General features: G+C 61.4%; 10 protein-coding genes. 4 read left to right on the top strand and 6 right to left on the bottom strand.

The features are described 5' to 3' along the window. Positions 1-81 precede the first annotated feature (81 nt). The 4 genes from AC3WR3_RS02435 to AC3WR3_RS02420 all read left to right on the top strand — a co-directional run bounded on the left by AC3WR3_RS02435 (position 82) and on the right by AC3WR3_RS02420 (position 5,624). Positions 82-1,101, top strand: coding sequence for a putative 2-aminoethylphosphonate ABC transporter substrate-binding protein (locus AC3WR3_RS02435; RefSeq protein WP_342058539.1), 1,020 nt, complete (start codon positions 82-84; stop codon positions 1,099-1,101). A 270-nt stretch (positions 1,102-1,371) separates the two neighbouring features. Next, complete coding sequence (locus tag AC3WR3_RS02430; protein ID WP_492291062.1) at positions 1,372-2,466, top strand: putative 2-aminoethylphosphonate ABC transporter ATP-binding protein; 1,095 nt, start codon at positions 1,372-1,374, stop codon at positions 2,464-2,466. Further along, complete coding sequence (locus AC3WR3_RS02425; protein WP_492291061.1) at positions 2,463-4,199, top strand: putative 2-aminoethylphosphonate ABC transporter permease subunit; 1,737 nt, start codon at positions 2,463-2,465, stop codon at positions 4,197-4,199. Before AC3WR3_RS02430 ends, AC3WR3_RS02425 begins: the two co-directional genes overlap by 4 nt. Positions 4,200-4,217: 18 nt before the next feature. Further along, positions 4,218-5,624, top strand: coding sequence for an FAD-dependent oxidoreductase (locus AC3WR3_RS02420; protein WP_492291060.1), 1,407 nt, complete (start codon positions 4,218-4,220; stop codon positions 5,622-5,624). A gap of 116 nt (positions 5,625-5,740) precedes the next feature. Here AC3WR3_RS02420 and AC3WR3_RS02415 read toward each other — a convergent pair whose 3' ends face one another. From AC3WR3_RS02415 to sucA, 6 genes are all read right to left on the bottom strand, one after another. Further along, positions 5,741-6,196, bottom strand: coding sequence for a YcgN family cysteine cluster protein (locus tag AC3WR3_RS02415; RefSeq protein WP_202045317.1), 456 nt, complete (start codon positions 6,194-6,196; stop codon positions 5,741-5,743). A gap of 188 nt (positions 6,197-6,384) precedes the next feature. After that, positions 6,385-7,128, bottom strand: coding sequence for a hypothetical protein (locus AC3WR3_RS02410; protein ID WP_492291059.1), 744 nt, complete (start codon positions 7,126-7,128; stop codon positions 6,385-6,387). A gap of 139 nt (positions 7,129-7,267) precedes the next feature. Then, positions 7,268-8,140, bottom strand: coding sequence for a succinate--CoA ligase subunit alpha (gene sucD, locus AC3WR3_RS02405; RefSeq protein WP_042649072.1), 873 nt, complete (start codon positions 8,138-8,140; stop codon positions 7,268-7,270). Then, positions 8,140-9,306: an ADP-forming succinate--CoA ligase subunit beta gene (gene sucC / locus AC3WR3_RS02400; RefSeq protein ID WP_106886993.1), complete on the bottom strand. Its 1,167-nt coding sequence runs from the start codon at positions 9,304-9,306 to the stop codon at positions 8,140-8,142. Before sucC ends, sucD begins: the two co-directional genes overlap by 1 nt. 106 nt (positions 9,307-9,412) lie before the next feature. Further along, complete coding sequence (gene odhB / locus AC3WR3_RS02395) at positions 9,413-10,600, bottom strand: 2-oxoglutarate dehydrogenase complex dihydrolipoyllysine-residue succinyltransferase (protein ID WP_139435408.1); 1,188 nt, start codon at positions 10,598-10,600, stop codon at positions 9,413-9,415. Positions 10,601-10,692: 92 nt separating this feature from the next. Then, entirely contained in the window at positions 10,693-13,503 is a 2,811-nt protein-coding gene (gene sucA / locus AC3WR3_RS02390; protein WP_247626337.1) for a 2-oxoglutarate dehydrogenase E1 component, read from the bottom strand. Positions 13,504-13,604: the final 101 nt, after the last annotated feature.

Below are 13,604 nucleotides of genomic sequence, written 5' to 3'. Positions count from 1 at the left end.
TCACCTGAACGTCATAAAGATCCCCTAGCCTCTCTCTCGACCAATCTGGTTTATACCAAGCCAATTCATATGGAGAAGAGGATGAAACAGGGAACCCCTTTGCTGGCCGCCGCCGTGCTGGCCGCCATGACAGCCCCGGCACTGGCCGCGACCGATCTCACCGTCTACACCGCCTTCGAGCCGGAGCAGCTCGGCGAGCTGAAAACCGCGTTCGAGCGCCAGCACCCGGATATCAACATCAAGTGGGTGCGTGACTCCACCGGGGTGGTCACCGCCCGCTTGCTGGCTGAAAAAGCCCAGCCCAAGGCGGATGTGGTGTGGGGACTGGCCGCTACCAGCCTGATGCAGCTCGATCAGCAGCAGATGCTGACCGGTTACGCCCCCAAGGGGCTGGAGAAACTCGACAGCCGTTTTCGTGACGGCAAGGCCGAACCGCACTGGATCGGTCTGGACGCCTTCTTCAGCGCCATCTGCTTCAACAAGGTAGAGGCCGAGAAACAAGGGATACCGGCCCCCACCAGCTGGGCGGATCTCACCAAGCCCGTCTACAAGGGCAAGGTGATCATGCCAAACCCCAGCTCCTCCGGCACCGGTTACCTCAGCGTCGCCGGCTGGCTGCAGACCATGGGCGAGCAGCAGGGCTGGCAATTCATGAACGGCCTGCACCAGAACATCGACCGCTACACCCACTCGGGCTCGGCCCCCTGCAAGCTGGCCGCCAGCGGCGAGACGGTGATCGGCATCTCCTTCGACTTCCCGGCCACCAGCCTCAAGGCCAAGGGGGCCCCCATAGAGGTGGTGTTCCCGAGCGAAGGCTCGGGCTGGGACATGGAGGCCGCCGCCATCATCAAGGGCACCCCCAAGCTGGAGGCCGCCAAACAGCTGCTCGACTTTGCCGCCACCGAGCAGGCCAACGCCCTCTACAACAAGTCGTTCGCTGTGGTCGCCATCCCTGGGGTCGCCCAACCAAGAGCGGGCTATCCGGCGGATATCAAGGGTCAGATGATCGACAACGACTTTGGCTGGGCTGCCCGCGAGCGCAACGCCATCCTGACCCAGTGGAGCGCCAGCTTCGACGGCAAGACCGAAGCCAAACAGTAAGCGTGAATGGCAGCGGTTTGTGCACGCCCGACGAACCGCCGCCAATAAACCCCTTGCCGAAGGCCAACGCTTGTTGGCCTTCGCTTTTTGGTTTAGATCCCATGTTTGTGTCGCCCTCGATGGGCGGCTCCCCGCCCGTCTGTACGCGGCACAGCCACCTGCCGGCGACCCATCGTCATCGGACTGTCATCGAGCTGTCATCCCCCGATCACCTGACCGTCACACTTCACCGCCAAACTGGTATATACCAAATCAGTAGCGAGTCGCACCATGACCCAGCCCTACCTGGACATTCAACATCTCAACAAGCAGTTCGGTGCTTTTCAGGCCCTCAAGGGGATCTCTCTGACCATTGAGCCGGGGGAGTTCATCTGCTTTCTCGGCCCCTCAGGCTGCGGCAAGACCACCTTGCTCAGAGCCATCGCCGGGCTGGATCTGCCAGACAGCGGCGAGATCTGGCAGGGGGGGCGCAATATCTCCCGCCTGCCCCCCCAGCAGCGGGATTTTGGCATCGTATTTCAGTCCTACGCCCTCTTCCCCAACCTGACGGTGGCCCAGAACATCGTCTTCGGCCTTGAGAATCAGGGGTTGGCGCGGGATCTCATCAAGGAGCGGGTCGATCACTGGCTGGGGCTGGTGGATCTCAATGCCCAGTCCCACAAATACCCGAGCCAGATCTCCGGCGGCCAGCAGCAGCGGGTGGCGCTGGCCCGGGCGCTCGCCCTCTCCCCCGGCCTGCTGCTGCTGGACGAACCCCTCAGCGCCCTGGATGCCATGGTGCGCACCCACCTTCGCAGCGAGATCCGCGCCCTGCAGCAGCGCCTTGGCATCACCACCATCATGGTGACCCACGATCAGGAAGAGGCCCTGACCATGGCCGACCGCATCGTGGTGATGGAGAGCGGCAACATAGTGCAGGTGGGCACCCCGCAGGAGATCTACCACCAGCCTGCGAGCCGTTTCGTGGCAAGCTTCGTCGGCACCATGAACTTCCTCGAGACCCTGGTGCTCGGCCCCAATCAGGTGCGCCTCAACGAACAGCCTTTGACCCTCGCCAACCGGGCCTCGGCCGGCAGCAAGCTGCAGGTGGCCATCCGCCCCGAGGCCATCACCCTGGGCGCCTCCCATGAGCCTTATCTTGGTCAACATGGCGTCGAAGCAACCATCGATCAGGTGGAGTTTCTCGGCGCCGCCCAGCGCCTCATCTGCACCGCAGACACCTATCTGGGCCCCCAGCAAGTTCTGGTGGAGCGCCCGACCCACGAGCTGCCCCGCCACGAACAGGGGGGCTGGCGCAGCGGCATGCGCTGCTCCCTGCACTGGCCCGCCGGGGCGATGCAGATCTTTGAAGGAGATGGCGCATGAACTCCCCCCTCACGACTTCATCCCCCTTGTCTCCGTCGCAACCGCAGCGCGCCCCCCTCTGGCGGCGCTCTTGCACCGGCTGGAATCGGGATCAACTGCTGCAACTCCTGCTGCTTGTGCTGGGTATCGCCCTGCTCACTGGCGGCCTGCTGCTGCCCCTGCTCACCATGCTGCAAAAGAGCCTGCAGGATGAGAACGGCCTCTGGGTGAGCCTTGCCAACTTCAGCGCCTACTTCGGCTCCCCCCATCTGGGTCGCACCCTCGGCAACACCCTCTGGCTCGGGGTGCTGATCACCACCCTGGTGGTGACCATCGCCTTCGGCTACGCCTATGCCCTCACCCGCACCTGCATGCCGGGCAAGGGGCTGTTTCGCCTCATCGGCCTGATCCCGCTCTTGATGCCCTCCCTGCTGCCCGCCATCAGCCTGGTCTACTGGTTTGGCAATCAGGGAGTTGCCAAGGGACTGCTCGGCGGCGAGAGCATCTACGGCCCCATCGGCATCGTCATCGGCCTTGGCTTCTGGTGTTTTCCCCACGCCCTGATGATCCTCATCACGGCGCTGGGCCAGAGCGATGCCCGCCTCTATGAAGCCTCCCGAGTGCTCGGCAGCAGCGGCTGGCGCACCTTTGTCACCGTCACCCTGCCCACCGCCCGCTATGGCCTGCTCAGCGCCGCCATCGCCGTGTTCACCCTCACCATCTGCGACTTCGGGGTGGCCAAGGTGATTGGCGGCCAGTACAGCGTGCTGGCCACCGATATCTACCGCCAGGTGATCGGGATGCAGAACTTCGCATTGGGGGCGGTCGCCAGCGTCACCCTGCTGCTGCCGGCGCTCTTGAGCTTTGCCCTGGAGCACAGGGTGCGCAGCAAGATGCAGGAGCAGAGCAGCACCAAGGCGGTGCCCTATCAGCCCAAACCCCATCGGCTGCGGGATCTGCTGGCGCTCGGCTGGTGCACCCTCTGGGCCCTGCTGTTTCTGGCACTGGTCGGCATGGCGGTCTACGGCTCCCTGGTGCAGTTCTGGCCCTATAACCTTGGGCTGACGCTGGATCACTACGCCTTTGACAGCAACAGCGTCTATGGCTGGCAGCCCTTTACCAACACCCTGCAGCTGGGCCTCTATACCGCCATCACAGGCACTGTGCTTATCATGGTGCTGGCCTGGGCGCAGGAGAAGGGGCGCCACTTCCCATGGCTTCGCCAGCTCCTGCACCTGCTCGCCATGCTGTCACTGGCGGTGCCCGGCATGGTGCTGGGGCTCGGCTATATCTTCTTTTTCAACGGCAATCCGCTGTTTGGCAGCCTCCATGGCACCCTGCCGCTGATGGTGCTCTCCTGCGTCATCCACTACTACACCGTGGGCCATATGACGGCGGTGACCAGCCTCAAGCAGTTGCCCAGGGAGCTGGAGCTGGTGGCCATCTCGCTGCGCATTCCGCTCTGGAAGGCATTCTGGCGCGTCACCCTGCCCGCCTCCCTGCCGGCACTGCTGGAGATCTTCATCTATCTGTTCGTCAACGCCATGACCACCACCTCGGCGGTGATCTTCCTCTATTCCAGCGACAGCGTGCTCGCCTCCATCGCCGTGCTGAACATGGAAGATTCCGGCGATACCGCCACGGCCGCCGCCATGGCCACCCTGATCCTGCTGGCCGCCGCCACCGTCAAGCTGGCCCAGCTTTTCCTGAGCCGAGCCCTGCTGGCCCGCACCCAGCGCTGGCGCCACTCATAACCTTGTCGAGGAGTCATCATGTCCACTCTCCCCTTCTGGCTGGCCGAAGCGCTCGCCGCCGAACAGCCCGCTCCCCCAACGCCTCTTCAAGGCCAGCACGAGGTGGATGTCTGCATCGTCGGCGGCGGCTTTACCGGGCTCTGGAGCGCCATCGCCCTTAAACAGGCCGAGCCTGCCTTACGCATCCTGGTGCTGGAGAAAGATCGCTGCGGCAGCGGCGCCTCCGGCCGCAACGGCGGTTGCCTGCTCACCTGGTCGGCCAAATACCTGACGTTAAAGCGCCTCTTTGGCGAGGAGCAGGCCGCCTGGCTGGTACAAGGCTCCGAGCAGGCGGTGCACGAGATCGCCCGCTTCTGCGAAAAGCACAACATAGAGGCGGAGCTGAGGGTCGAGGGCACCTGCTACACCGCCACCAGCGAGGCCCAGCGCGGCCTGATGGATCCGGTATTGCGGGCGCTAAAGCGAGCCAATCTTAACCAGTGGCAGGCGATTGCGGAGGGTGAACTGGCCAGCCAGAGCGGCTCCCACGTTCATCTGGAGGGGCTCTACAGCCCCCACGCGGGCTCTGTACAACCGGCGCTGTTGGTGCGCGGCCTGCTGCGGGTGGCGCGGGAACTGGGGGTCGAGGTCTACGAAGCTTCCCCCATGCAACGCCTCGAAGGGGGCCAACCTGCACGGGTGCAGACGCCACTGGCCATCGTCCACGCCCGCAAGGTGGTGCTGGCCCTCAACAGCGCCATGGTGCAACACTTTCGCGAGTTTCGCCGCAGCATAGTGTTGGTCTCCTCCGATATGGTGATCACAGAGCCGGCACCCCAGGCGCTGGCCGCCCAGCAGCTCGCCCATGGCCGCAGCGTGGTGGATGGCCGCACCTTCGTGCACTACTACAGATCCACCCCGCAAGGGCGGCTGATGCTGGGCAAGGGGGGCAACACCTTTGCCTTCGCCAACCGCCATCTCGCCGAGTTCGATGCCCCCAGCCGCTATCTCGCCCCCCTCACCCGCACCCTGCGTCGCTTCTTTCCGGCGCTCAAAGAGGTACCCATCGCCGCCAGCTGGTGCGGCGCCTCCGATCGCTCGGTGGATGGCCTCCCCTTCTTCGGCCACTGGCGAGCGCAGCCCAACGTTGTCTATGGCCTCGGCTATTCCGGCAACGGGGTGGCCCAGAGCTGGATGGGCGGCCAGATCCTGGCGGCGTTGGTGAGAGACGAGGTGCGGGAAGCGGACAAGTCGTGGCGCGAATGCGCCCTGGTGAGCGGCCCGCGCGGCTATTTCCCGCCCGAGCCGTTGCGCTGGCTGGGGGCCATGGCGGTGCGCAATGCCATCCGGCGCAAGGAGAAGGCGGAAGATGAAGGCCGCCCGGTGGCCTGGTATGACAGACAGCTGGCCAAACTTGCCGATGCGGCGGGCAAGGCTGACAAATAAGCGCCTTCGCAGAGCACTGTGGAAAGCGGCAGAAAGCCGAAGGGGCAGGAGAGTATGACTCCCCTGCCCCTTCGCAGTTGATACGGTTCGGCGGCTGGCCCGAAAAGGGTCTGTCGTTAGCTGGCCCAGGTGATGATGTGATCTATCCAGTCGCCGGCATGGGCCTCGTGCACCACCTTGCCGCGCACCGACTGACCGGCCTGGTGCATGGCGCTGCGGCTGCCGGTGATAAGGGGATGCCACTCTGGCAGGCTCTGCCCCTCCGCCAGCAGGCGGTAGGCACAGCTCGACGGCAGCCAGTCGAACTCGGCAATCTTGTCGTAGGTGATCTGCAGGCAGTCCGGCTCTTTCTTGAAGCGGTTGCCGTAGTCGGAGCACTGGCAGGTCTTGGTATTGAGCAGATTGCAGGCCACATTGGTGAACACCAGCTCCTCGGTGTCCTCGTCGATCAGCTTGTTCAGGCAGCACTTGCCGCAGCCATCGCACAGGGACTCCCACTCCGTCATGGTCATCTGTTGCAGGCTCTTCACCTGCCAAAAGGGGGCGCTCTGCACGGGTTCACTCTGCTGCATAAAGGTAGGCTCGCTCAATACACTGACAAGCGCGTGGTTATACGCCCTATGGCCCGATTTTTCAAGGCTGGTGAAGATCAACATTACAGGGATGGTCCATGAGTCTGTGAGGTATTTCTCTCTTTTCCCATCTCCATGTTTCAAATAGCGAACTACTACCTAATTAGAACATTAATCCAAAATACAGCTTATTTGTACACTCTAAAACTTCTGATGTAGCGCCACTCGCCACCAGCTTCAAAACAATGAATACGCATCAAAAGATCGGGTTCATACTTTTTCATCTGTATCTCAAATAAAACTCGCAGGCGAGGATTTTCCTTTAACCCCTGTGTGGTTTTATTCAGAAATTCTGTGTAACACTCCACCATACTTTTATATTTATGTTGTATGGCATCCTCAATTTTTTGTTCTGAATGAGGTTCGCTTGTATAGATCAGATCTATGCATAAATGAGATTCGTAGGACTGTTTAGAAGAACTAACCGCCTCTTTCATTCTGGCTACATTCGCATCAAACCGCTTTCTACCCTGTTCGTCATTAGCAAATCGGTCTTCAATTGACAATTCATTTTTGGCCATTTCCAAACATGTGGTAATGGCCATTTTTTCGAAAGAACACGCTTGTTCAAGCGACGACACTGCTTTTTGCACTTCACTGTTAAGGCGAACATAGTCATTTAATTCTCCAATTGCGGAATTAAATGTTTTTACCCCGTCTACTGTCGTTCCTAGAATTGAATCCACACTGAAAAATTGAGAAGCATTATTATCAGTTTTTTGTTGTGTATCACGATTTAATTTAAATGGTTTTGCTTTATCATTTCCATTCTTCATTTTTTCTGACGAAAAAAAGCCAATTACAAAGAAAAATATAAAAATCCAAATTATTATCTCCATCATCCACCCCATTCCAACATAAATATTACTCATATCGTATGTTGTGCTTCATAAACTCAGCATCAACTTACAAAGTGTAATAAATATAGACTGGTGTTAAATTAAATGAAAAACAACATAAAAAATGCCGCCCTCGGGCGGCATTTTTATCAGAGATAACAGGCTAAAGGACTTACCAGCCGGTCACTTCACGCAGGGCCTTGCCGATATCGGCCAGGGAGCGCACGGTTTTCACGCCGGCATCTTCCAGGGCGGCAAATTTCTCGGCCGCCGTGCCTTTACCACCGGCGATGATGGCGCCCGCATGACCCATGCGCTTGCCAGCCGGAGCGGTCACGCCCGCGATGTAGGAGACCACCGGCTTGGTGACGTGGGCTTTGATGTAAGCCGCAGCCTCTTCCTCGGCACTGCCGCCGATCTCGCCGATCATCACGATGGCTTCGGTCTTGGGATCGTTCTGGAACATCTCCAGAATGTCGATGAAGTTGGAGCCCGGGATGGGGTCGCCACCGATGCCGACGCAGGTGGACTGGCCGAAGCCCTCGTCCGTGGTCTGCTTGACCGCTTCGTAGGTCAGGGTGCCGGAGCGGGAGACGATGCCCACCTTGCCCGGCTTGTGGATGTGACCCGGCATGATGCCGATCTTGCACTCACCCGGAGTGATGACGCCCGGGCAGTTCGGCCCAATCATGCGCACGCCGGTTTCCTGCAGCTTCACCTTGACCTGCAGCATGTCCAAGGTCGGGATGCCTTCGGTGATGGTGACGATGAGCTTGATACCGGCGTCGATGGCTTCCAGGATGGCGTCCTTGCAGAACGGGGCCGGCACATAGATGACGGAGGCGGTGGCGCCGGTGGCTTCCACGGCGTCACGGACGGTGTTGAACACCGGCAGGCCCAGGTGAGTGGTGCCACCCTTGCCCGGGGAGACGCCGCCGACCATCTGGGTACCGTAGGCAATCGCCTGTTCGGAGTGGAAGGTACCCTGACCGCCGGTGAAGCCCTGGCAGATCACCTTGGTGTCTTTGTTGATCAGAACGCTCATTATTTGGCCTCCGCTGCTTTAACCACTTGCTGAGCTGCGTCAGTCAGACTCGTTGCGGCGATGATATTGAGGCCGCTGTCGGCCAGTTTACGGGCACCCAGTTCGGCATTGTTGCCTTCCAGACGCACTACCACGGGCACCTTGACCCCCACTTCCTTGACCGCACCGATAATGCCTTCCGCGATCATGTCGCAGCGCACTATGCCGCCGAAGATGTTGACCAGCACGGCTTGTACCTTGCTGTCGGACAGGATGATCTTGAACGCCTCGGTCACGCGCTCCTTGGTGGCGCCGCCGCCGACGTCCAGGAAGTTGGCCGGTGAGCCGCCGTGCAGGTTGACGATGTCCATGGTGCCCATGGCCAGGCCCGCGCCGTTAACCATGCAGCCGATGTTGCCATCCAGCGCCACATAGTTCAGCTCCCACTGGGCGGCGTGCGCTTCGCGGGGGTCATCCTGGGAGGGATCGTGCATCTGGCGCAGCTTGGGCTGGCGATACAGGGCGTTGGCGTCGATGTTGATCTTGCCGTCCAGGCAATGCAGGTTGCCCTTGTCGGTGATGACCAGGGGGTTGATCTCCAAGAGGGCGAAGTCGCAGTCCAGGAACATCTGGCCCAGACCCATGAAGATCTTGGTGAACTGCTTGATCTGATCGCCGACCAGACCCAGCTTGAAGGCCAGCTCGCGGGCCTGATAAGCCTGCGGGCCTACCAGGGGATCGATGGCCGCCTTGTGAATGAGTTCCGGGGTTTCGTGGGCGATCTTCTCGATGTCCACGCCACCTTCGGTGGAGGCCATGAAGACCACGCGGCGGCTGCCACGGTCGACCACGGCACCCAGATAGAGCTCCTTGGCGATGTCGGTGCAGGACTCTACCAGGATCTTGGTGACCGGCTGACCGTTGGCGTCAGTCTGATAGGTGACCAGGTTCTTGCCGAGCCAGTTCTGGGCGAAGGCGCGGATCTCGTCCTTGCTCTTGGCCAGCTTGACGCCGCCCGCCTTGCCACGGCCACCGGCGTGGACCTGGCACTTGACGACCCAGGTATTGCCGCCAATCTTGTCGGCCGCTTCGGCCGCTTCCTGCGGGGTAGCGCAGGCATAACCCTCGGAGACCGGCAGGCCATACTCGGCAAACAGCTGTTTTGCCTGATATTCATGCAGATTCATAGATGCTCTATCCGTGTTGTAGGTATTTCCGTCCGGGGCTCGTGTTTCTCAATCCCCTGTGAATGGGGGCCTGGGCGGCCCCTCGTTATCTTTCAGTCACTCTTGCTCAGACATCCAGCAGCAGACGGGTCGGGTCTTCCAGCAGCTCCTTGATGGAGACCAGGAAGCCCACGGACTCGCGGCCGTCGATGATGCGGTGATCGTAGGAGAGCGCCAGGTACATCATCGGCAGGATCTCGACCTTGCCGTCGACGGCCATGGGGCGGTCCTGGATCTTGTGCATGCCCAGAATGGCGCTCTGGGGCGGGTTGATGATGGGGGTGGACATCAGGGAGCCGAACACGCCGCCGTTGGTGATGGTGAAGTTGCCGCCGGTCAGTTCGTCCACGGTCAGCTTGCCGTCACGGCCCTTGCCCGCCAGATCCTTGATGGCCTTCTCGATGTCGGCCAGGCTCATGTTGTCGCAGTCGCGCAGCACAGGTGTCACCAGACCACGGGGGGTGGAGACGGCGATGCTGACGTCGAAGTAGTTGTGGTATACCACGTCATCGCCGTCCAGCGCCGCGTTCACTTCCGGGTAGCGCTTCAAGGATTCAACCACCGCCTTCACGTAGAAGGACATGAAGCCGAGCTTGATGCCGTGCTTCTTCTCGAAGATCTCGCCGTACTGCTTGCGCAGCTTCATGATGGGCGCCATGTTGATCTCGTTGAAGGTGGTCAGCATGGCGGTGGTGTTCTTGGCCTCCAGCAGACGCTCGGCGATGCGCTTGCGCAGACGGGTCATGGGCACCCGCTTCTCGGTGCGACCGGCCAGGGGGGCTATGGGCGCAACCGGTGCGGCGGCCACGGCGGCGGGGGCTGCCGGCTTGCCCAGGTTCTTGATGAAGGCATCCACGTCTTCCTTGGTGACGCGACCGCCCTTGCCGGTGCCGGTCAGCTTGGCCACGTCGATGTCATGCTCGGCCACCAGGCGGCGCACGGAAGGGCTCAGGCCGTCGGCGGCGTCATCGGCCGCCGCTTCCACCGGCTTCTCCTTGGTCTCTTCACCGGCCACCGGGGCCGCCTTGAGGATGGCGATCAGCTGGCGGGAGAGCACGGTCGCGCCTTCCAGTTGCAGGATGTCACCCAGTACGCCGGCTTCCGGCGCGGGGACTTCCAGCACGACTTTATCGGTTTCGATGTCAACCAGTACTTCGTCACGGGCAACCAGGTCGCCCGGTTTCTTGTGCCAGGTGGCGATGGTGGCGTCCGCCACTGATTCCGGCAGGTCCGGTACCTTGATCTCGATAGTCATGTAATCAGTTCCTTGTTACTTCTTGGCCAGCAGGCTTGTTCCAGAGACGGAGAGGGTCGGCTGCACAGAGCCCCCTCCCCTTCGCAACTCGTTTATTCCAGGGTCAGCGCGTCTTCCACCAGGGCTTTCTGCTGCTTGGCGTGGACAGACATGTAACCGACGGCCGGTGAGGCCGAGGCCGGGCGACCGGCGTAACGCAGACGGGCATGGCTTGGCAGCACGCTGTCATAGTGATGACGGGTGCTGTACCAGGCGCCCTGGTTCTGCGGCTCTTCCTGACACCAGACGAAATCGGTGACGTGGGCATAATCGGCCAGGATGGCGCGCACTTCCTCTTCCGGGAAGGGGTAGAGCTGCTCGATCCGCACCAGGGCTACATCCTGCTGCTCGGCCTTGCGACGGGCATCGAGCAGGTCGTAGTAGACCTTGCCGGAGCAGAAAACCACCCGCTTGACCGCTTTCGGATCCAGCGCATCGATTTCGCCGATGGCGTTCTGGAAGGTGCCTTCCGCCAGCTCGTCGAGCTTGCTCACCGCCAGCGGGTGGCGCAGCAAGGACTTGGGCGTCATCACGATGAGCGGACGGCGCATCGGGCGCACCACCTGACGGCGCAGCATGTGGAACACCTGGGCCGGGGTGGAGGGCACGCACACCTGCATGTTGTGCTGGGCACACATCTGCAGATAGCGCTCCAGACGGGCGGAGGAGTGCTCAGGGCCCTGCCCCTCATAGCCGTGGGGCAGCAGCATGGTCAGACCGCACATCCGGCCCCACTTCTGCTCGCCGGAGGAGAGGAACTGATCCACCACCACCTGGGCACAGTTGGCGAAGTCGCCGAACTGGGCTTCCCAGATGGTCAGACCGGCTGGCTCGGCGCTGGCGTAGCCATATTCGAACGCCAGTACCGCGTTTTCGGTCAGCACCGAGTCGTAGATCTCGAACGGACCTTGCTCGTCGTGCAGGTTGCACAGCGGGGTGTAGGTGCTCGCATCGGTCTGGTTGTGCAGCACGGCGTGGCGGTGGAAGAAGGTGCCACGGCCGGAGTCTTCCCCGGTGAAGCGGATGCGCGCGCCCTTGTCCACCAGGGTGGCGTAGGCCAGGGTCTCGGCAAAGCCCCAGTCCACCAGCTTCTCGCCGGCGGCCATCAGGCGGCGGTCTTCGTAGATCTTCTCGACCTGGCGTTGCAGCACATGGGTGGCCGGGTACTGGCTGATGCGCTCGCCGAGGGACTTGAGGTGATCCATGGGCACTGTGCTGTCGTAGCTCATGGCCCAGTCGTGACCGAGATAAGGAGTCCAGTCCACGGAGTGCAGCTCCATGGGACGCCACTCCTTGCTCACCCGCTCGCCCCGATCCAGGGTATCGCGGTAGTCGTTGACCAGGGTAGTGGCCAGCTCAGGAGTGATGGTGCCTTCGCCAATCAGCTGATCGGCGTAGATCTTGCGCGGCGTCGGGTGCTGCTTGATCTTCTGGTACATCAGGGGCTGGGTCGCGCTCGGCTCGTCCGCCTCGTTGTGACCGTGACGACGGTAGCAGACCAGCTCGATCACCACGTCGCGCTTGAAGGTGTTGCGATAATCCAGCGCAATCTGGGTCACCAGCACCACGGCTTCCGGGTCATCCCCGTTGACGTGCAGCACAGGTGCCTGCACCGCCTTGGCGATGTCGGTACAGTATTCGGTGGAGCGCAGGTCACGTTGATAGGAGGTGGTGAAACCAACCTGGTTGTTGATGACGATGCGCACAGTGCCGCCGACGCCGTAGGCACGGGTCAGGGACATGTTGAAGGTCTCGGCCACCACCCCCTGCCCCGCGATGGCGGAGTCACCGTGGATGGTGATGGGCAGGACGCTGGAGCCATCCTTGTCACCGCGGCGGTCCATACGGGCACGCACGGAGCCGATGACCACGGGGTTGACGATTTCGAGGTGGGACGGGTTGAAGGCGAGCGCCAGGTGGACGTTGCCGCCCGGGGTGGCGAAGTCGGAGGAGAAGCCCATGTGGTACTTCACATCCCCTGTGCCCCAGGATTCCCCGTGCTTGCCGGCGAATTCGTCGAACAGGTCCTGGGCGCGCTTGCCCAGCACGTTGATCAGCACGTTCAGGCGACCGCGGTGGGCCATGCCGATGACAGCCTCCTTGCAGCCCTGCTCACCGGCGCGGCGGATAAGCTCTTTGAGCATGGGCACCATGGCATCGCCCCCTTCCAGGGAGAAACGCTTGGCCCCCGGGAACTTGGCCCCCAGGTATTTTTCCAGCCCTTCGGCGGCAGTCAGGCTCTCGAGGAAGCGGGTCTTCTCCTCGGTGCTGTAGTTACCCTTGGCTTCGATGGATTCAAGACGGTCTTGCAGCCAGCGCTTCTCCTCGGTGGAGGTGATGTGCATGTAGTCTGCACCTATGCTGCTGCAGTAGGTCTTCTTCAGCGAGGCGTAGAGATCGGAGAGCACCATGGTCTCGCGACCGATGGCGTAGGAGCCCACGTTGAAGGTGGCCTCCATGTCTGCGCCCTGCAGGTTGTGAAAGGCCGGGTCGAGTTCGGCAACGGTTTCACGCTGCCACAGGCCCAGCGGATCCAGATTGGCATTCTGGTGACCACGGAAACGGAAGGCGTTGATCAGCTGCAGTACGCGCACCTGCTTGGCATCCACCTGGGGATCGGAGACCGGGGCGCTGTAACGGGAGGGATCCTTGGCCAGGCGGCGGAAATAGTCGCGAACCTGGGAGTGGGGTTGTTCGACTGCATGGCCATTGACCTGGGGCAGCTCGCTAAACAGGCTGCGCCACTCTTCGGCCACGGAGTCGGGGTTTTCCAGGAAGGATTCGTACAAATCCTCAATGTAGCTTGCATTCGCACCAGCCAGGTGAGATGACTCCAACCAGGCCTTCATCACGCCGTTATGCATTTCTATCCCTTGTACATCTTGTTCACTGCAGCGCAGCTTGTAGGGTCATAGCCATCCCGGGACGGGATGGCTATCCAGAGGTCGGGCCCGGCGCAAGGCGC

It is taken from the genome of Aeromonas sp. EU05-FHT14A05 (genome assembly GCF_058791175.1).
Note: the sequence above shows the minus strand (reverse complement) of the source record. Positions and strands in the feature narration are given on the sequence as shown.

What these genes read in the sequence shown, in the direction of transcription:
- AC3WR3_RS02435 (WP_342058539.1), top strand. Translation starts at nt 82, where the DNA reads ATGAAACAGGGAACCCCTTTGCTGGCCGCCGCCGTGCTGGCCGCCATG.
- AC3WR3_RS02430 (WP_492291062.1), top strand. Translation starts at nt 1,372, where the DNA reads ATGACCCAGCCCTACCTGGACATTCAACATCTCAACAAGCAGTTCGGT.
- AC3WR3_RS02425 (WP_492291061.1), top strand. Translation starts at nt 2,463, where the DNA reads ATGAACTCCCCCCTCACGACTTCATCCCCCTTGTCTCCGTCGCAACCG.
- AC3WR3_RS02420 (WP_492291060.1), top strand. Translation starts at nt 4,218, where the DNA reads ATGTCCACTCTCCCCTTCTGGCTGGCCGAAGCGCTCGCCGCCGAACAG.
- AC3WR3_RS02415 (WP_202045317.1), bottom strand. Translation starts at nt 6,196, where the DNA reads ATGCAGCAGAGTGAACCCGTGCAGAGCGCCCCCTTTTGGCAGGTGAAG.
- AC3WR3_RS02410 (WP_492291059.1), bottom strand. Translation starts at nt 7,128, where the DNA reads ATGAGTAATATTTATGTTGGAATGGGGTGGATGATGGAGATAATAATT.
- sucD (WP_042649072.1), bottom strand. Translation starts at nt 8,140, where the DNA reads ATGAGCGTTCTGATCAACAAAGACACCAAGGTGATCTGCCAGGGCTTC.
- sucC (WP_106886993.1), bottom strand. Translation starts at nt 9,306, where the DNA reads ATGAATCTGCATGAATATCAGGCAAAACAGCTGTTTGCCGAGTATGGC.
- odhB (WP_139435408.1), bottom strand. Translation starts at nt 10,600, where the DNA reads ATGACTATCGAGATCAAGGTACCGGACCTGCCGGAATCAGTGGCGGAC.
- sucA (WP_247626337.1), bottom strand. Translation starts at nt 13,503, where the DNA reads ATGCATAACGGCGTGATGAAGGCCTGGTTGGAGTCATCTCACCTGGCT.